This is a genomic window from Mesorhizobium sp. M8A.F.Ca.ET.165.01.1.1 (genome assembly GCF_004792065.1).
Lineage (GTDB): Bacteria > Pseudomonadota > Alphaproteobacteria > Rhizobiales > Rhizobiaceae > Mesorhizobium.
Window position 1 is genome coordinate 1 of sequence record NZ_SRTH01000018.1, and the last position, 19,995, is coordinate 19,995.

Consider the following 19,995-nt stretch of genomic DNA (forward strand, 5'->3'; position numbering starts at 1 on the left):
CTCACGCACCCAGGCATGCTCGCAAAGCCGCGCCGCGATCTCGCCCGGCTCGATGCGGAAGCCGCGGATCTTCACCTGCTCGTCGTTGCGGCCCAAAAACTCCAGATTGCCGTCCGGCAGATAACGCCCCAGGTCGCCGGTCTTATACAGCCGATCGCCCTCCACAAAGGGACTGGCGATGAACCGCTCGGCCGTCAGCTCGGGCCGGTTCAGGTAGCCACGCGCAACGCCTGCGCCGCCAATGTAAAGCTCGCCCACCGCCCCGAACGGCACGGGCGCGCCATGGCCGTCAAGCAGGTACACCCGCGTGTTCGCAATCGGACGGCCGAGGGGAGGCAATTGGGGCCAACATGATGGGTCAGCCGCAAGCCGGTGCTCGGCAATGACGTTGATTTCTGTCGACCCGTATTGATTGATCAATCTCGCCTTTGGATGTGCTTCGAAGAACGCCTTAAGCCCTGGAGTAGCCTGCAGTTGCTCACCCGCTGTATAGATCTCACTTAGAGAGGGCAGTTGCACTTGCTGCCCGCCCCAGACCTCCGCAAAATGGTTCAATGCTACGAATGGAAGGAAAAGCCGCTCGATCGCCTCCCCCCTCACGAACTCGAGCAGGTCGGAGAAGCTCTTGCGGGTTTCTTCCCGCAAGAGCACGAGCAGTCCACCCTCCTTCCAGCAAATGAACAATTCCTGGGAGGACACATCGAAGTTCAGGGTCGCGAATTGAAGTGTGCAAAGTTTTGACGTGCCAACCCCCGCGAGCGAGTTCACAAGCGACCCGTGGGACATTTCGACGCCCTTTGGCGTTCCGGTAGAGCCTGAAGTGTAGATTACATAGGCGAGATGGCGTGATGTGAGGCCAAGCGTGCGCGGGTCCGGGTCCGAAGGCGCGCGCTCGGCCCAGGCCGGGGTGGCCGTATCCAGATCGACCACCGTCACATTGGTCAGCACCTCGGGGCCGAGTGCTGCCCGTCCGGCCCCATCGCAAACTAGCAGCCGCGGCGCTGCATCGTCCACAACCTGCCGCAGCCGCGCGCTGGGATAGGCCGGGTCCAGCGGTAGATAGGCGCCGCCCGCCTTCAGGATCGCCAAGACCCCCTCCACCATCGCCAGGCTGCGCTCCAGGCAGATCGCCACCGGCTGATCCGGCTTGACCCCAAGGGCGATCAGATGATGGGCCAGCCGGTTGGCCCGCGCATTGAGCTCGCCATAGCTCAGGCGCTCGTCGTCGCAGACCACCGCCACCGCCTCCGGCGCCTGGCGCACCTGCGCCTCGAACAGCTCGTGGATGCAAAGATCCGACGGATAGTCCGCGTCCGCCCGGTTCAGACCCTCCAGCAGATAGGTGCGCTCGGCGGCCGGCAGGATGTCAATGCGGCCGACCGGCTGCCCCGCATCGGCCATCACGCCACACAACAATGTTTGCAAATGCTGCGTCATACGGTCGATCTGCGTCGGTGCCAATCGACTTGCATCAAAATGCCATCGAAAGCTCCCATCCAGAGTGCAAGGCTCGAATGTCAGCAAATCACCGGACAGGGTTGTCTCAGAACTCGCGTTCGAAGCTAGATCGCTAGCGGCAGAACAGCTATCTGTAACCGTAATGCCAATCGACCAGGGCTGGTGTGATCGTAGTGCCTCCACACCTCGCAATGTCGGGCAGCGCGCGATAAGATCCCGCGCGAAGCTGCCGTGCTCCGTCAGCCGAGCGAATTCGGCCACCACCGCCCCGCGCACTTCCTCAAAATTATGTGCAAGATCAATGGTAACTTCGATCGGCACGACAGAGGCGATAAGCATCTCCACCGCTTTCGAACTGGCTTGCGATCTATCCCATGCAGGCGTGCATCCCAGTTGAAGCTCTGCTTCTCCCGTGATGCGGGCGAGATAGATCAGCCAAGCCGTTACCAAGTATTCCGTGCGATCGAATGGCGACAGCTTGGCCAAAGCACTTGGAATGACGCCCGAACTCGACTGCCATTTGGGCGCCGTCTTAGCCACGGACGACGACACGAAGGGAAGCTGCGATGTTTTAAACTGCTCTAGCCGCTGTCGCCAAAAATACTCTGAAGGGGCCAGCTTCTCATGGGCGGCAGTTATGCTCCGCACCTCATCATCGCTTAATATCGGAAGGCGACCACCTTCATCAAGATTGCAGTGTCCCGCCAAGCTCCCTCCTTCACCAATACCGTCGCCGACAGTATCGCAGTTGCCACCGTTCCCTCGTCTGAGTTTCCGGTGAGCGTGGTCAGCGGACGACTTCTCCTCAGTCCGTGCCCCTTGTTAGAGGATCACGCATGCATCGTGCCAAAGGCGAAATCGTTCGCAATGAACATGATAGCAAACACTGCTATGTGGCTTATCCGACATCGCCGGACATCGTACCTTTGAGCGCGCTTTCAATCGGCACAAGCCTTCCAAAATCTCCCCGATGTGTTCGCCGAAGCAAGCGGAGCTTGGAACATCTCACTGTCCACGCGGGCTGCGGCCGCGTAGGTAGGGACTCTTCGTGGAAAGCCCCCGTTTATCAATGAAGACCAACGAGAGGGGAGCCCATGTGAACGAGATAACAAACAATTTTTCCGCTGAGGTCGGCGGAATGCAGTGCGGATGGTGTTGGGTCGCTAAGGTGGATGTTCCTCGCATTGAGCGGCGGTTTGATATCTGTCGTTGGTTTATTTTGTTCAATATGCCGAGCCTGCCGGGTCGTTGAGACTGTGGCGCTCGGTTCCGTTGAGGGGCGGGTTGAAGATACTTACGAGGATCAGGTCCTTGTCTCGGCCCCCGCGCAGAAGATGCTTGTCATGCTTATCAAGTACATAGATGTCCCCCTTGCGAATGGGGAAGACATTCCCGTCCATGTCCTCGACCTCGCCCTCTCCGGCGATGCAGTAGCAGGCTTCGAGATGATTACGGTATTGCAGAAGCGAGACCGTGTTAGCGCGCACTACGGTGTGGCAGATGCTAAAGCCCATGCCGTCCTTGTCGGTCAGAAGGCGGTGGCTAGTACCATTGCCCCAATCGACGAAGTGATCGGTCGCTTCAACATCCTGCAGGCTACGCACAATCATAACACTATCCTTTCGTATTCCGCGGCCGAGTCGGAGGCGCGTACTACCGTGATGTTGCCACTTCTGCGCGGTACTGCCGCCTGCGTTGCATGTTCAGAATGCCCTACCGGCCCACATAAAGTGTTTTCGGTCGCAAATCTGGCAAGTTGTTTCCTTCCTTCGCTGTGCCTCGCGACACGAATACAACTCCGCAGCCTGTTAGCTATTGAAGCAAATCTCGTGCCACCCTGGTAGAGAAAGGGGAGAGAAGTTGGGGCTGTTTTTTCAGATAATTAGAGAGTGGAAGGATTAGCAGGGCAGTGAAGCCAATCTTACAAAGGACTTTGCGGCACATCGATTACGTTCAAATGAATAAGTTGCTGCCCTGCGAGGTCGTTTCAGCGCATCTCGACTGGTGGGTCGGCAAGACAATGGGGAACGGGAATGATCGCAGGCGTAAAGGGACGGCTTTGGGGCCGGAAGCTTCGGGCCGGGAAAACCGGACCCAAGTTGGGCGCAAGCATTGTTGGCCTCCGCTCGGTCAGGCATTCACCGGCTCGGAAAATGCCAATTGATTCTGCTCAACCGCGGCATGCCTAAACGGCCACCTGCGTCCCGATCTCGACGACACGTCCGGTTGGGATCTGGAAATACTCCGTCGCATCGGCCGCCGAGCGCGCCAGGCCGATGAACAGCTTGTCCTGCCAGACCGGCATTCCGGAATTGGGCGATGCCTTGAGCGAGCGCCGCGACAGGAAGAAGGATGTCGTCATGATGTCGAACTTCCAGCCCTGCTTGCGGCAGATCGCCAGCGCGCGCGGAATGTTAGGCTGCTCCATGTAGCCGAAGATCAGCGTCACCCGCATGAACAGCTCGTTGACCGTCTCCATCTTGACGCGCTCGCTGTCGGGCACGACCGGCTGCGGTGCCGTCACCACCGAAAGGATGACATTCTGCTCGTGCAGCACCTTGTAGTGCTTGAGGCTGTGCATCAGCGCGGTCGGCGCGCTCAGTGGATCGCTGGTCAGGAACACCGCGGTGCCCGACACCAGATGCGGCTTCTTCTTCAGCAGGTTGCCGGCAAGGAAATCCAGCGGGATCTCGTTCCGGCGCGTCTTTTCGAACAAATAGCGGGTGCCGCGGATCCAGGTCCACATGGTGAGCACAATAACTGCGGCAATGGCAAGCGAGGACCAGCCCCCTTCAAACACCTTGACTATGTTGGCGGCAAAGAAGCCGGTATCGACGAAGGCGAACACCGCCATCAAGGCGACCGCGACGCCGAGCGGCCACTTCCAGATGCGCGTCATCACAACAAAAAGCAGTATATTCGTCACCAGCATGTTGCCGGTCACCGAAATACCGTAGGCCGAGGCCAGTCTGCTCGATTCACCGAAGCCGACCACCAGCAGCATCACCACCAGCGCCAGCAGCAGGTTGACGCGCGGCAGGTAGATTTGGCCCGACTGTTTTTCCGACGTATGCAGGATCACGAAACGCGGCAGCATGTTGAGCTGCACCGCCTGTCTGGTCAGCGAGAAGGCGCCGGAGATCACCGCCTGGCTGGCGATCACGGTCGCCGCCGTCGCCAGCACGACCATCGGGATAAGCATCCAGCCTTCGTTCATCTCGAAGAAGGGATGACCGACGACACCGCCATTCGCCAGCACGAAGGCGCCTTGCCCGACATAGTTGAGCAACAGGCAAGGAAACACGATTGCCAGCCAGGCAAGCACGATCGGCTTGCGGCCGAAATGGCCGAGGTCGGCATAGAGCGCCTCAGCGCCGGTGACGGCGAGAAAAACCGCACCAACCGTGACGAAGGCGACATCGGGCGAGTTGACCAGGAACGACACGATGTAATGCGGGCTGATTGCCAGCAGGATTTCCGGGTCGTCCATGATGTGGTTGAAGCCGGAAAGGCCGATGGCCAGGAACCACAGCGCGGTAACGGGCCCGAACACCAATCCTACGCCGCCGGTGCCAAACCGCTGTACCGCAAACACGATCGCCAGGATGGCCAGTGTCAGCGGCACCACATAGGGCTGGAATGTCGGCGTGACGACATTCATACCTTCGACCGCCGACAGTACCGAGATTGCCGGCGTAATGACTGCGTCGCCGAAAAAAAGCGCCGCGCCGACGATGCCGATGCCGAGGATCACCGCCGAGCGGGTCGGGAAACGGTTGCGCGCCAGCGCCATAAGCGACAGCACTCCGCCCTCGCCTCGATTGTCGGCGCGGAGCACGAACATGATGTATTTGATCGTCACGGTGATCGTCAGCGACCAGATGATCAGCGACAGCACGCCGAGGATGTCGCCACGGTTGGCGACGTTGCCACCGGCTGATGCATGCAACGCCTCGCGGAATGCATAGATCGGGCTGGTGCCGATATCGCCGTAAACGACACCGAGTGCGCCCAGCATCAGCACCTTGGTGCTGTGCTGCTCGACCTCAGAATGGCTCGATTGTTCGACAGGTTCTGCCTCGTTACCAGCATTGGTAAGGGCCATGGACGACACTCCGATAAGCGCGCGGTGCTCTACGCTTGCTGCACTGCAATATCAAGTGCCGCAACGTAATGTCTGCCGGCATCGCCTGTCGTTGCTCGCCTTGGCAGACTCGCCAGCCCGAAGCCCTACCGACGAGCAATAGCGCACCGGCAAAACCCTCAGCGCCCAGATCAATGAATGGTTCTCGGCCACAGTGCCCCCCGCGATGCGACCGATGGCGACCAGGGTGTCGGGGCGCACAAGGATGGCGGTTTCCTGATGCCGTTGCTCCAGTGTGATCGCACCGTTGCTGCGCAAGCCATTTCCATTCTCGGGTCAAATTCCCCTGGGAATGCCGATCCGAACGCAGGTGGTTATTGGTAGAAGGCAGCGGTTTCACGGTGCCGTTTTGCGGGCGCGCTGCGCGCTCGGGCCCGTGGTACCGAAACGCGGCTCGAAAGCGATTAGACGCCAACCTGGTTTTTGCTGAGGTCATCCTTGAGTTCACGGCGATCGGCTACGCAGCGGGTGGCAAATGCGCAGCTCCTTTGTGATTCGGCAATTCGGATCGCCACGGGGCACGGCACGTGCTTCGATGCTCAGGGGCTGTCCCGGTCGCTGCAAGACCCATCGCTCAGCGGCGCTCAAGCCATCGGCTTTCGGAAAGACCGGCGACGCTTCGTCTCAACGACTATTCCGGTCGGGCGGTCGGCCGTCTTCTTCGCCTTGAGCACGGCCGTTCGCTTCGGTTTCGATTTGGGCGGGGCATCAGGCGCTGCCATTGGCTCAGGCGTTTTCTTGGAACCTTGCTTGTTCTTGCGGACGCACAGCAAAACCTTGGCGGTCGCCGCATCCGCATCCGAGACGACGCCGGCCGGCTCGCCATCAAGATCGACCCGCACAGCGCCGGCATCCAGCCTCGCCAAGTATCTGGGCATCGTGGCATAGGCGCGCAGGGCTCTCCTCAATTCATCCTCTGACAGTCTGCCGTCCAGCACGCGAATGTCATGATGGATGCCGATCTTAAGCGGCCTGGGCGCTTTCGTATTGAATGCCGCAGGCCACTTTGCCGACAGATGGCGGAAAAGCTGCGCGGGCGATTTCCCTCGGCTGGGGGTCGTCATGATCAAGCCTCGCCCGATTTGTTTTCGTTCCCAATTCGGATCCCTTGGTAGCGCCCATATATGCAATGATTATGGATGCCTGAAAAAAATGGGATTCGTCCGGCCGGGGCAAAGCAGCGCACCCTGGTTTCTAGATGAGTACCGTTGCCCTCCCTTTAGCCGTTCCGTTGCCGGCCGGCGGTAGGAGGCATGCTCTTCGGCAACTTTACTACGTCACGGTTGCTGTTCAGGGTGGGCAGCTTGCCCGCTCGGTAGCTGCTCTTTGAAGCGCGCGCGGGCGAGCTCAAGGAGCGCCTGGGCTATCTCGTCCTCGGTCCAGCCGGATTCCGCTGCGCGCTCAACCAATTGCTGGAGGGCCGGTTCCAAGGTGAGCTGGCACTGAAGGGAACGGTCCGGGTGGTCGACCGGGCAGCTTGGTTGCGCGACCGCAATGCTTGATCGCTTCATTGCAGGCCATGGGCTGTCGCCCCCCTCCTTTTGCCACACGAGGCGCGCCAGCTCACGTGTTGTTGTTGGTGTGCGCCACGGCATTCGCTTCATCTTGTCAACCAGCCGCTCCAGCGATCCCGCGCGCTCCAGCTCCGTGAAGAAATGATGGGGCGTGACGCTACCGAGCCGGTGCCGCTCGGCCAGCTTCCACACATACGGATAGTCGACCATGAAATCGGATCGAGGCGAGGCCTTGGACGGTTCAGCCTCGGTCACGATGCCGCCGCCCACGTGCCGATCGGCCCTCTCGATGATTTGGCGCACCCTCGTTATCGACAAGCCATGTTCCTGCGCCAGGTCGGCGAAGCGCTTGCCTTTCAGAAAGCCTTCGACCAGGGCGACGTTCCTATCGACGGTCGGGCTAAATCCCCAACAGGCACGCAGTTTTTCCAGCATCATTGCGTTCGTTCATCCGGTTTGTTCACGCCCCCCCACAAACCCTAGCCGGCCAAATCGGCGCTTGGAAGCCTCATCAGGCTCACCTCATGGCTCGCTGCGAAAGATGCGGGCGATCACCATGATCGTTGTCGACCGCCGACCTCGCGAATGTCGGCTTCGACCCTAGCGTCATGAGGCGCGGGGGGCTGGCGTTTCCGCAAGTCACGTTGCGAGCCGGTTCGGCGGCATTGATCCGTCGGATGGCGTCTGCAGTCCGCGAGGAACGCATGGCAAGGACCTTGCGACGTCGGTCGCTTATTGCGCCTTCGAAGCGTTTGGCAACCCTGACGATCCGGAATATCGATTCTGGGCTGTTTCTGAAACTTTCAAAAAAGAATCATGTCGGGTGGGCTTAGCCTATGGACGACCCTGTCGGACTTACGCGTATGACATTCAGATTCTCCTGACCGGCGAGGCAAGCGGCACGGCAAAACGCCTTATTCTTGGGCGTGAAGGTTGCCTGACAGGAGTCCATTGAAGTACGTTGCGCAACCCTCGTGGGGGCGCCTGCAGGGCAGGATGCCCCGAGATGGTAAGGTGATTTGGCAGTGACGGAACTCGCTGGCGTTGTTGACAAGGCCAATCTATCCGCATCGCACTAACTAATCGCCGATTATTGACATCCCACGGCGGGCGCTGCAATCGTCCTAGCATCGAAGCACACCTACGCGGGCGCGGCTGACCTGGACAACGACTGGCCTCAAGCCGGCCGTCTCACCCCTGTAGATCCGGCGGCGACAGGCCTCGCCCGCGCTTATTTCCTCAGGCGAAAGGTTCGCCTGCATTCCCGCCGATGTCGTATCAGCTATGTTTCGAATATCCGGTACCGTCGGTGAACTGCCGGATGAATATCATGCGAAATGGGCTTCAGGCGGACTATCCCAGGGTGGTGACCAAGCCTGAGTCAACTCACAATCGTTTCATTGATCCCGGATATGCTTGTTACAGTAACCCCGCCTGCTCGGCCTCCCGGCGCAGATTCTGGCGCGGGCGCGGGCCGATCTGCTGGATCACCAGCCCGGCGGCCAGTGAGCCGAGGTCGCCGCAATCCTTGAGGCTGCGTCCGGTGGTGTAGCCGAAAAGGAAGCCGGCGGCATAGAGATCGCCGGCTCCGGTCGTGTCGACCAGTTCCTTGATCTTCGTCGCCTCGATGGTGACGGTCTCGTCGCCACGCACGATGACCGAACCTTTCTCGGAACGGGTGACAGCGGCTATTCTGCAATCCTTGCGGATGGCGGCGAGCGCTTCCTCGAAGGAAGCGGTCTGGTAGAGCGATTTGATCTCGTGGCTGTTGGCAAAGACGATGTCGACGGTGCCCGAGCGCATCAGCTCGAGGAACTCGTCGCGGTAGCGGTCGACGCAGAAGGAATCCGACAGCGTCATCGACACTTCGCGCCCCGCCGCGTGCGCCAGCCTCGCGGTCTGCCGGATCGCTTCCTTGGCGCGCGGCGGATCCCACAGATAACCCTCGAAATAGGTCACCTTGGCGCCGGCCGCCTTGTCGGCCTCGACGTCTTCCGGCCCCAGCTCGACGCAGGCGCCGAGGTAGGTGTTCATCGAACGCTCGCCGTCCGGCGTGACGAAGATCATTGAGCGCGCCGTCGGCGGCTCTCCCTCGAGCGGCCTGGTGTCGAAGGCCACGCCCTGGGCCTGGATGTCGTGCGTGTAGATTTCGCCCAGCGCGTCGTTCGACACCTTGCCGAAGAAAGCGGCCCGTCCGCCGAGACTGGCGACGCCGGCGGCGGTGTTGCCGGCGCTGCCGCCGGAAGCCTCGATCGCCGGCCCATGCGGCTGTAAAGCAGTTCGGCGCGCTTGGCGTCGATGAGGTTCATCGCGCCCTTGATGATGCCGTTGGTCGCGAGGAAAGCCTCGTCGCATTGCGCGATGATGTCGACAATGGCATTGCCGATGCAAAGCACGTCATATTCCGGCATCAAAATCTCCGCCAAGAACCCACCCGGCTATCTGGCATGCCGGCCGCGCGCGGGTCTAGCGAGTTGAAATGCATTGCCGCATTCGCTTGAGCCAACGGCCCTCACGCAGCTGCCGGTCCTGCTTCACGCAGCAAGTCGTCGGCTCTGTCCGTCTTTTCCCAGGTGAACTCAGGCTCTTCACGGCCGAAGTGCCCGTATGTGGCGGTTTTGCGGTATATCGGGCGTAAGAGATCAAGCATCTTGATGATGCCTTTCGGTCGGAGATCGAAAAGCTCAAGAATAAGGCGCTCGATCTTTTTTTCCTCAATCCTTGCGGTTCCGAATGTGTTGACCATGACGGAAACCGGACTGGCCACGCCGATCGCGTAAGCAAGCTGAACCTCGCAAACCTCTGCAAGGCCGCTGGCAACGATATTCTTTGCGACGTACCGCGCCGCATAGGCGGCTGAGCGGTCAACCTTGGATGGGTCCTTGCCCGAAAAGGCGCCGCCGCCGTGACGCCCCGTTCCACCGTAGGAATCGACGATGATCTTGCGTCCAGTGAGGCCGCAGTCGCCGGCAGGCCCACCTACCACGAATCGCCCTGTTGGATTGACCAGAAATCTGATCCCCGTCGTATCCAGGTCGGGCGGCAAGAGCGGCTTAATGATCTCCTCAATGACGCCTTCGCGGACCGTGCCTTGTGAGACCGCTTCGTCATGCTGCGTCGACAGGACTATGGTGTCCAGCGCCACCGGGCGGAGACCCTCGTAGCGTACGGACACTTGAGATTTTACGTCCGGACGCAGCCAGCCAAGCTGTCCTGTTTTCCGGACCTCCGCCTGTCTTTTCGTCAAACGGTGGGCGAGCTGGATCGGCAAGGGCATCAATGTATCCGTCTCGTTGCATGCGAATCCAAACATGAGGCCCTGATCCCCCGCCCCCTGCTCGAGATCCTGCCCTCGTCCTTCGTCAACGCCCTGGCTGATGTCGGGCGACTGCTCGGTGAGAGCCAGAACGACGGCGCAACGTCGACCATCAAAGCCGATGGCATCGTCGTCGTAGCCAATATCAAGGATCGTATCGCGGGCGACTTGGCTGTAATCGATCTGCGCATGGGTGGTGATCTCGCCAGCCAGAACGACAATCCCTGTCTTCACCAACGTTTCACAGGCGACGCGCGCCTTCGGATCGGTATGCAGGACCGCATCGAGGATGGCATCTGAGATGTTGTCTGCCATCTTATCGGGGTGTCCCGCGCCGACGGATTCGGAAGAGAACACGAACTGCCTGGTCATGGATGCCCTCGCTTCAAGTGTTGGGGTTAGGTGAGGAGTTTGTGGACTGGCGTGGCTTATCGGTCGGTGATGCCGGGGACCTCGAACGCAGTGCAGAAGTTGGCAACGTCTCTGCGTACGCTCGCATGAACCTCCTGGTCATTGGGCCGGCGGCAGACCGAGTCGATGAAATCGGCGATCTGCACCATTTCCCCCTCGCGCATGCCCATGGAGGTCACTGCTGGGGTCCCCAAGCGGATTCCGCTTGTGACCGACGGGTCCCGCGTGTCGCCCGGCACCATGTTGAAGTTCGTAATGATGCCTGCCTTTGCGAGGCGCTCGGCATAGGCTTTGCCTGACAGCGGCCGGTTCCGAAGATCAAGGATCAGCATGTGATTGTCAGTGCCCCCGGTGACGAGTTCATAACCTCGCTCCACAAGCGCCTGGGCCAGAGCCTTGGCGTTGTTGACGATCTGTTGACCGTAGATACGAAAGGACGGGTTCGCTGCTTCCTGCAAAGCGACGGCAAGCGCGGCGATAGTATTCATATGCGGTCCGCCTTGCAGGAGAGGGAACACGGCGCGGTCTATGCGTTTGGCCAGATTGTATTGGCTGTTCGGATGATAAAGCGCCTGATAGCGATCTTCATTCTTCGACAGAATGAAGCCTCCACGGGGCCCGCGGATCGACTTATGAGACGTGCTGGTGACGACGTCGCAATGGGCCACGGGATTCGGATGCGCTCCGGCGACAATAAGGCCGCTGATGTGCGCAATGTCGGCCACGAGATAGGCGTTCGCCTCCGCAGCGATTTCGGCCATTGCCGCGTAATCAAAAATACGCGGATAAGAAGTTCCGCCGACCCAAATCAGCTTCGGGCGTTCCCGCCTGGCGGTCTCGCGCAATTGGTCATAGTCAATTTGCTGCGTCTTTTCGTGCAGCCTGTATGGAACTCGCTGATAATCGGTGCCGGAAAAGTTGACGGACCAACCGTGCGTCAGATGGCCGCCTTCGGGTAAAGGCAAACCCATGACTTTGTCACGGGGGCTCAAAAGCGCGCGATAGACAGCATGATTGGCGGGCGAGCCGGAATATGGCTGGACGTTCGCGTGTTCACAGCCGAATAGCGCCTTCAAGCGCTCGATAGCGACGTTTTCAAGCTCATCGACGATCTCATTTCCGGCGTAGTAGCGCGCGCCGGGGTATCCCTCGGCATACTTGTTGGTGAAAATCGACCCGGTCGCTTCCAACACCGCCGCGGAGGCAAAGTTCTCGGACGCGATGAGTTTGAGCGTCGTCCGCTCCTGGCGCTCCTGTCTTAGAAGCAGTTCATGAACGCGGTAATCGACGTGGACCAAGGAAGACCGTCCGAAAGTGTCGGGCTGCGCGATGGCACCCTCGGTGCAGTTGCTCATGGCAATTCGCGCTCCAATTGGATGGATCTATTCCCGAGCAAGCAGGCGGTCCCCTTGGACCGCCCGTCTTGTACCGCCTCGAGCCGCTCCAGGTCCCGCTTATGATGCCCATCCTCGTGAGGGAGGAGATCGACCAAGAATTGAACCAACCCCCCATCCTTGCCCCCTGCATTGAGATGATATGAGGACCAAGGACGTTGTCCGTTGCCGCAAAGAAAGTCGGCTCTGGCCAGCAGCCGGACGTGTCGCACGACGTGCTCGCGACGCAGACCCAGAATCTCTGCTAGCTCAGAGACAGTTAGGTCCGCATGCGCGCAAAGGCCCAGGATTCGAAGGCGATCAATATGCGCTACCGTCCTTAGGCGACTGACCAGTGTCATCATTGGACGGCACGACGCCAAATAGAAGAACCGAACCCTCGTCCTGCTGGCTTTGTCATTTCGGGCTCTCCGCAAAGGGTGTACTTATTATAAGCTGCGATAGCGGTGTTCTACACACTTGCCTTGAATGGGCCGTGAGGCGACGATCACCTCTTGGGTAGCGCCACCTCAGAGCCGAATGAGCGCTCCTCTTGCCCTTGGTGTTATTACCGATGTTGGGTTCCGTGCGGCGGTCCGGGGCGTACATCGGTATAAGCTCTTTCAGCCGTGCCTGACCTCAGACCTTACGTAAATCTATCATCGTCAGGGGTTTGCGTTCGCAAAGTTTTCGTAAAATTGGTTTGCAGGTTTTGTTGCAATGACCGAAATTTTCTCAAGATTGTTCGAGATGATATGGCTTGCAGGCATGCCATTCAGCCTGATCTGGGCATGCTATGGCACGCCTGCTTCACGCTCCATCCACCGGACGATCCGGCAGCGCGCGGGAAGCCTGCTTCCAACGCCGAGATGCGAGCGAGGTTGGCTTGCGGACAAGCGGGGCCAGTTCTTCACTGGCCCTGCGAGGGACACGCGGGCCAGCATTGCCGAGATCGGCGGGGTCCGGCCGCTCCGCGGCGCGATAACGGCCTTGAAGCGGACAGCCGCCAGGTCAGAATCGCCGGATTTCAGGTCGCGCCGTATTGGCGGCCGTCCCGGTGACGCCAACGGAGCTCGTCCAGAACGGTGTGATCGTCAAACCCCGAAACCATCGGCTAACGCTTTCCGCACCAGGTCTCGGGCGGCCAGCTGCGCGCGTGATGAGGGCGATGGCGCTGTGCTCCGAGCCGGACCTGATCGTCTTCGACGAGCCGACGACGGCGGTCGACGTGACGACGCAGATCGACGTGCTGGCGGCGATCAAGGATGCCATCCGCGACACCCATGTGGCGGCGCTCTACATCACCCACGACCTTGCCGTCGTCGCCCAAACGAGATCATGGTGCTGCGCCATGGCCGGCTGGTCGAATGGGGCGGCACAAGGCAGATCATCAAGGAGCCGCGCCAGGAATACACCAATGCGCTGGTCTCGGTGCATGAGATCGAACACTCCGAGCAGAAGCCCGGTGTCACGCCGTTCCTGTCGGTCAAGAACGTCACCGCCGCCTATGGCGGCGGCCAGGTCAAGGTGCTGAAGAACGTCTCGGTCGACATCTATGCCGGTCAGACGCTGGCGTGGTCGGCGAATCCGGCTCCGGCAAGTCGACGCTGGCGCGCGCCATCACCGGACTTTTGCCGCCTGAGCAAGGCACGGTGACTTTCGACGGGCGGCCGCTGGCCAACCTTGGCTTGCGGACCGACCGAAGGAAGATCTGCGCCAGTTGCAGATGGTCTACCAGATGGCCGACGTGGCGATGAACCCGCGCCAGACGTCGGCACCATCATCGGCCGGCCGCTCGAATTCTATTTCGGCATGCGCGGCAGGGAGCGCGACAAGCGCGTCGCCGAACTGCTCGACGAGATCGAGATGGGCAAGGGCTTTGTCGACCGTTACCAGGCCGAGCTTTCCGGCGGCCAGAAGCAGCGCGTCTGCATTGCCCGCTCGCTCGCGGCAAAACCAAAGCTGATCATTTGTGACGAGGTGACCTCGGCGCTTGACCCCTTGGTGGCGCACGGCATCCTGAAGCTGCTGCTCGAAACGCACAAGGAGGAGAGCGCCGCCTATCTGTTCATCACCCATGACATGGCGACGGTGAAGTCGATCGCCGACTCAATCGCCTTTTGTATCGAGGCGACATCGTCCGCTACGGGTCGAAAACTGCTGTGCTGCAACCGCCTTTCGATGCCTATACCGACCTCCTCCTTTCCTCGGTACCAAAAATGGGGAGGGCTCGGCTTGATTCACTTAGGCTGGCAAAGGGATGACGCCCCTCACGATACGAGGATCACGCAAGAGCTGACAACCAATCTGCGGATTTGGCCCGACTTTTGAACTCCCCCTCGTTGGGCGGCGGAAAGAATGCCGACCGATTGCGCACAAAACATCTTCCAGCGACCACTTTGTTGGCGTTGACAAAACATTACGACCTTTCCACCGAGAGTCGGTCGTTTGATCGCTGCAGGGAGCCACAACCAATGTAGTTGGAGCGCCGAAATAGAGTGCCCGAACGGTTTTCTTGTGCCTCAACAATGCCTTTACCGAACACCGCTAAAGAAGGTGCCGGGGTTGAATTCTGTCGATATCTCGCCTAATGGTGTTGCTCAACCTCAAGAGCAGCTCTGCCGCGATCCAACGACTATGCTAAATTACCCTAACGAATGGCAGAAACGATATTTCGATGGGTATTACAAGATAGATCCCATCATCAAGAAAATCCGACAGCGACTCGGTGCCGTTCATTGGAAGGACGTTGGCTTCTCAACGGCTTTGCCGCTGAGCTTTTTCTTGAAGTCGACCATTAGCCCGCCCCTATCCTCAACGTGAACCGATCTTCGTCAATTTGTCCTACCAAGGACGCCTTGCCAGATCATGAAAACGTGGAGCTTTCTGGGTCTGCCACAATTCTCCCGGGACCATTACACATCCGCTTACCGGGTAGTTTGCTAAAATGGGCCCTTCCGCTTTCAACTCCGATCAGGCCATCGGTATCTCACTGACACGGTACGACGGGAAAGGCAGTTCCAGGGCCGTCAGCAGGCCAGTCCGCTTTATCGGCGACAGCTCACAAAGTCGCTACCCTAAACCTCCACAGTCTGCTTACTCGCGCCCGAAGGTGGTAGGGCTGCCAGCAGCGATAAGGCTAGTTCAGCTTCGTGGCCGCGAGAAACAGTGACTGCCGGCACCGATTTAGCGTCTGCCTTATAATGGCAGCCGGTCTGCATCGCCGAGCATGTCATCCGCCAAAGAGGGCACTTCTCTCAGCGAGTCGGGTATGATACCCGTTTTAATGGTATCGTCTCCGGACTAGAAAGGTGAGTCGGTGCGGCTTGTCACAACGCGCAGAGCGACGAACCTGACCGGGTTGTCGACCGAGCAACTCCGCGAATGGTCGAGCCGGCGGGCATTGATCCCTGCCGACATCCAGAACCGCGGGCGCGGCTCGCAGGCTCAATATGGCTGGCAGGCGATTTTGCTGCTGCGCATTGCGCTGCTGCTCAAGGACCGCTTCCATGTCGAGCTTCACGCACACCGTGGATTGTTCGCAGCGCTGCGCAAGGCGCTGGGCACTACGTCGTTCATTAAACTGCGGGGCACGAGCGTTGCAATATATGATTGCGAAACTTGGGAATTAATCGATGCGGACGCCGCCGACGAGAGCGCTGATGCTATCGTCGTCCAACTCGATCCCCACCTTGCCGTGCTGGCGGCAGAATTCACCATGCCTGGCCCGCCGCCGACGGGGCAGCTCGAACTTTTCACTGCCCGGCTGGTGTCGGCGGAACCAGCCTCAAAAGGCGATGAAATGGCTGCTGAGGTCCTACAGCAGCCGTCGCGACGCCGGGCATGAGTTCCGACGCTTTCATCAAAGCGCTGCAGGCGACGGGATATCTCGGCCCCGAGGGACAGCTCGCCCCGGGCCTTGTGACCAACGACGCGCCGGAAGCGACACGCCTGAGGGTCGTCCTCAAAGACACGCGCGTCGGGTTGAAGGCAGACGCGGTTTTCTCGGCACAGAATATGCCGACATCGATTTTCAAGGACGCCGGCGATTCTGCGCCCAGCGAGGAGCAGGTCGGTCAATGGCACGAAGCGGCTTGGAACATCGGGGTGGCGCCGCTGCTTTGGATCATCACCCCGACCGAAGTTCGCCTTTACAATTGCTACGCGTCGCCTTGGCGCGGTGCGGACCCCGGCGTTGCTGCGCCGCCGCTCGACCGCTTTGACCTGGCCGCCGACGATCGGCTTCGCGCACTCGATGCAATGTGCGGGCGATTGGCGACTGAGACCGGAGCCTTCTGGTCGAGCCTGATCGGCAACAAGATTGATCGCCAATATCGCGTCGACCGCGAATTGCTCACCGAGATCAATGCGCTCGAAGGGCGATTGACCGAACTGCCGCCAGCTCAGAGCGCGGCACAGTTGGACGGCGCGGATGAAATCGCCGCCGCTCGTGATTTTGCGCAGCGGCTCATCGGCCGCTGCATTTTCACCTGGTATCTGCTTGACCGCGGCATTGCGCAGCCGTTTCTTCCAAGCTCGTTACCCGACGACCTCGTGGGGATGATGGCGACGCCCACAAGCGCCTTCGACCTATTCGCTTGGCTGCGCGACACGTTCAACGGCGATCTCTTCCCGATGGACGACCCCGGTGCCGAGCATATGCGATTGGGTCCGGCTCATCTGGCATTGATGCGGGATTTCATTGAGGGCCGCAGCCTCGTCCCCGAAAACCATGGCCAGGGACGCCTGTTTCGGTTCCGCTTCGATGCAATCCCCGTGGATCTCGTCAGCTCGATATACCAGCAGTTCGCACGATCGAGTGCCGAGAAGAAGGCGCGGGTGCAGGGCTTGCACTACACGCCCGTCGAGCTTGTTCATCTGACCCTTGATCCAGTTTTCGAAGATCTCCCAGCGACCGCGCGGGTGATTGATCCGACATGCGGCTCGGGCGCCTTTCTCGTCGAGGCGTTTCGCCGGCTGATCTGGAAGCGCTGCGGCGACGAGCAGGCATCCCGCGCAGTCGTGCGTGAAATTCTCTACCATCAGCTCTTCGGCATCGACGTCAACCCTTCCGCACTCGGGATCGCCGCGTTCAGCCTTTACCTGGCAGCGCTCGAATTTGATGAGGAGCCGATCACCGAGATCGCCGAGCTGAGATTCGACCGGCTGATCGGAACGACGCTGTTTGAAGCCGATACGATCGGCGAGAATTTGCCGACCACGCTCGTCGGGCGTCCGTTCGAGGCTGTCGTCGGCAACCCGCCGTGGACCTTCGACAAATCCATCAAGGCGAAGCCGAGGAAGAAGGGCAATGCGCACTCGCTGCGGCCGCGGCGTAGCCCCGACTGGGCGTTTCTCGATGTGGCGGCTGCGCTCGCTGGCGAGAAAGGCCGCATCGGCATGGTAATGAAAGCATCGCCATTCTTCTCCAAGGATGAACATGCAGTCGAAGCGAGGGCGGCGCTTCTTTCCCGCCTGAAGCCAGCGGCACTGGTCAATCTTTCGGCGCTGCGCAAGGAGCATCTGTTCCCCGACGCGACCGGCCCGGCGATGCTGTTTTTTGCGCGCTGCTCGCTGATGCCGGAAGCGGACCAACTGCTTGTCGGCTCGATCCCCTGGAGACCTGACTTCGTTCGCAACGGCCTTTTCCATGTTGGGCCGGGTGAACTGCGCGCCGTCCCGCTCCGCCGGATTCTCCGCACGCCAGCGATGCTTAAAGCGGCGACCTTTGGCACCGTCCGCGACAGTTGGCTTATCGAGCGGCTGGAGCGGGAATTTCCAACGCTGGAGAAGACGCTCAATTCCTTGGGTATTCTTGCCCTCGAAGGCCGGGGACAGGGCTATCAGGTCGAAGGCGATCCCAATGTTCCGCCGCCCTATTTCTATGAGACGGCAGCCCTGAGCCCCGACAACTACCAGCCGCTTCGCATCGATTCCGATGCGCTTCCGCTATTCGCGGAGCCGAGGTTGCACCGCATTCGGAATGAATCAATCTATCGCGGTCCCCTGCTCCTGTGTCCGAAGGCGAGCTTTAAATCGAGCCTCGAGGAGGGACGCTACAGTGCCGCCACAGCCGCGGATACGCTGCTCTACACCGAGAGCTTCTATGGGATCTCGTTCGCGGACCATGCTCCCGAGCTGGCGCCGGTCCTCTCTGGGATACTCAATTCCTGCGTGACGACGTTTCAGCTTGCCTATGGCGGCGGGGCTTGGGGGCTCGAGCGGTCGACTGTGGAGCCGAAGGATCTTCTATCGTTACGTGTTCCTGATCTCCGCAAGGTCGACGCGGCGACCCGTCGGCTCATCGCCGAGGCCGAGGCTGCTGTAGCTCGGGAGGCCACCTCCGAGCATCTTCAAGCCCTCGATGCTGCCGTGGCGGAGCTTTATGAGTTCGACAGGCACGAACTGGTCCTGGCGCGTGAAAGCGTCGAACGCGCGCGGGTGCTGATCTTCGAGGGTCGTAAGCGCCGCCGGGCATTCGTGAAGCCCCCCCAGCGTGAACCGCTCCAAGCGTATGCTACAACCGTCACCAGCGTTGTCGATGGCTATTTGCGGAGCCGAGGCACTCGGCACCTCGAAGCAGCGGTTTATTCGCGCCCGCTGGTGAGCGCGAGCTGGGCCGATGGCGGTGGCGGCCTCACGGCCGTTCGCTTCCGCATGGGCGCCGGAGCATCGCCGCGAGAGCCGGCTATCGCGCTGGGTGAGGATGCCGAGTTGACTGCACTCGCGGAACAACTGAAGGGATGGATGAAGTCGGACCTGCCTCCTTATCTGAATGAGCGGCGCAATTTGCGGCTCTACCTCGGCGACAGCCTGTTCATCGTGAAACCTTCGGAAGTCCGCTACTGGACTAAAACGGCGGGCCTCAACGATGCGGACGTCATCCTTGCCGATCATTGGCTCAAGGCGTCGCATGCAGCTTACGCCTGATCAACCAGCCGGCGTCCCCTCCTTCAACTTGGAGATAGATGAGATCGAAACGTTAGTCGATCTTATCTGTCAGGGTGCCCGCGAAGCCCGTCAGCACATGACGCCTGGCCTGCCCGAAGTGCCAATGACCGTCATCGTGCGGAAGGCCATGAGGAGGATGAAGCGCAATCTCGGGCTGACCAATCTGGAGGTCGCAGGCGAGGTCGAGATCGACGATATGGCGACCGATGGCGCTGAACTGCTGGGACGCATCGACATCACCTTGAAGTTCCTCCGACAGTTTGGGAACGAGGACGACTATGTCGGCGTCGAATGCAAGCGTGTCGGTGCCGGAAGCGCATTCAGCCAGCTCAACTCCCGCTATGTCACTCAAGGGGCCGAGCGCTTTATAAATGGCCAGTATGCGACCGGCCACGCCTGGGGCTTCATGTTGGGCTATGCGCTGGCGCTCCCGGCAGACGCCATTGTTCAGGCGATCAACAATCGTCTGCAATCGGATTATGGAACAGCCGCGGCGCTGGCTTCGGCCGCGTTGCACGATGATGCGCTCGCCATTCATGAGGGAGCACTTCAACGCCCGGATGGATCGTCTATCCGCCTGCGGCACATCATCGTCGATATGGCCCCAGCGGCACCCGCGAACGACTGAACAAACCATGGTTAAGATTGAGGCGAGCGGCCATAATGGGGCATCGCGCCTGATCATCAGGTGAGAGTGGAACGGCATTCTAGGAAGGTAAACCAAGCAGCGAATGTCCTAAGCAAGTGCGATAACGTTTTCCGCGCGGGAGCATAGTGGACTCGTTCAGCCTTGACGGCTTGGGGCCGCGAGGTCCGACTTGCGTGAGA

At 60.1% G+C, this 19,995-nt stretch carries 12 protein-coding genes and 2 pseudogenes; 5 read left to right on the plus strand and 9 right to left on the minus strand.

Annotation, left to right across the window (positions count from 1 at the left end; genetic code table 11):
- The 9 genes and pseudogenes from EN808_RS30470 to glyA all read right to left on the minus strand — a co-directional run.
- Positions 1 to 2,166, minus strand: a 2,166-nt coding sequence (locus EN808_RS30470; protein WP_135917751.1) for an amino acid adenylation domain-containing protein, incomplete at its 3' end; no start/stop codon positions are given.
- A gap of 515 nt (positions 2,167 to 2,681) precedes the next feature.
- Positions 2,682 to 3,068 (minus strand): ectoine synthase, encoded by a 387-nt coding sequence (locus EN808_RS30475; RefSeq protein WP_127300955.1) that lies wholly within the window; start codon positions 3,066 to 3,068, stop codon positions 2,682 to 2,684.
- A gap of 575 nt (positions 3,069 to 3,643) precedes the next feature.
- On the minus strand, positions 3,644 to 5,563 hold the full coding sequence (locus tag EN808_RS30480; protein ID WP_135917753.1) for a potassium transporter Kup: 1,920 nt from the start codon (positions 5,561 to 5,563) through the stop codon (positions 3,644 to 3,646).
- Between the two features lie 51 nt (positions 5,564 to 5,614).
- Positions 5,615 to 5,860: a hypothetical protein gene (locus EN808_RS36525; RefSeq protein ID WP_189524195.1), complete on the minus strand. Its 246-nt coding sequence runs from the start codon at positions 5,858 to 5,860 to the stop codon at positions 5,615 to 5,617.
- Positions 5,861 to 6,186: 326 nt separating this feature from the next.
- Positions 6,187 to 6,732: a ProQ/FinO family protein gene (locus EN808_RS30490; RefSeq protein WP_245525152.1), complete on the minus strand. Its 546-nt coding sequence runs from the start codon at positions 6,730 to 6,732 to the stop codon at positions 6,187 to 6,189.
- 147 nt (positions 6,733 to 6,879) lie between these two features.
- Complete coding sequence (locus EN808_RS30495) at positions 6,880 to 7,554, minus strand: hypothetical protein (RefSeq protein WP_135917755.1); 675 nt, start codon at positions 7,552 to 7,554, stop codon at positions 6,880 to 6,882.
- A gap of 981 nt (positions 7,555 to 8,535) precedes the next feature.
- A pseudogene (locus EN808_RS30500) lies at positions 8,536 to 9,527 on the minus strand (adenosine kinase).
- 101 nt (positions 9,528 to 9,628) lie between these two features.
- The gene (gene metK / locus EN808_RS30505) at positions 9,629 to 10,804 is read right to left on the minus strand and encodes a methionine adenosyltransferase (RefSeq protein ID WP_135917757.1); all 1,176 of its coding nucleotides are present in this window, start codon (positions 10,802 to 10,804) and stop codon (positions 9,629 to 9,631) included.
- Between the two features lie 56 nt (positions 10,805 to 10,860).
- Positions 10,861 to 12,198, minus strand: a complete 1,338-nt coding sequence (gene glyA, locus EN808_RS30510; RefSeq protein WP_135917759.1) for a serine hydroxymethyltransferase — start codon at positions 12,196 to 12,198, stop codon at positions 10,861 to 10,863.
- 1,115 nt (positions 12,199 to 13,313) lie between these two features.
- Here glyA and EN808_RS37700 point away from each other — a divergent pair.
- The 5 genes and pseudogenes from EN808_RS37700 to EN808_RS30540 form a co-directional block, all read left to right on the plus strand.
- Positions 13,314 to 14,480: pseudogene (locus EN808_RS37700) on the plus strand (ABC transporter ATP-binding protein); the annotation flags it as partial.
- 292 nt (positions 14,481 to 14,772) lie between these two features.
- A complete protein-coding gene (locus EN808_RS30525; RefSeq protein WP_281041849.1) occupies positions 14,773 to 15,039 on the plus strand; it encodes an autoinducer binding domain-containing protein in 267 nt (88 codons plus the stop codon).
- Between the two features lie 496 nt (positions 15,040 to 15,535).
- Positions 15,536 to 16,063 carry a hypothetical protein gene (locus EN808_RS30530; protein ID WP_135917763.1) on the plus strand — a complete coding sequence of 176 codons (528 nt, stop codon included), beginning with the start codon at positions 15,536 to 15,538 and terminating at the stop codon, positions 16,061 to 16,063.
- On the plus strand, positions 16,060 to 19,146 hold the full coding sequence (locus tag EN808_RS30535) for an N-6 DNA methylase (protein ID WP_135917765.1): 3,087 nt from the start codon (positions 16,060 to 16,062) through the stop codon (positions 19,144 to 19,146). The genes EN808_RS30530 and EN808_RS30535 overlap by 4 nt, the downstream gene beginning before the upstream one ends.
- Positions 19,130 to 19,795, plus strand: a complete 666-nt coding sequence (locus EN808_RS30540; protein ID WP_127253854.1) for a hypothetical protein — start codon at positions 19,130 to 19,132, stop codon at positions 19,793 to 19,795. The genes EN808_RS30535 and EN808_RS30540 overlap by 17 nt, the downstream gene beginning before the upstream one ends.
- Positions 19,796 to 19,995: the final 200 nt, after the last annotated feature.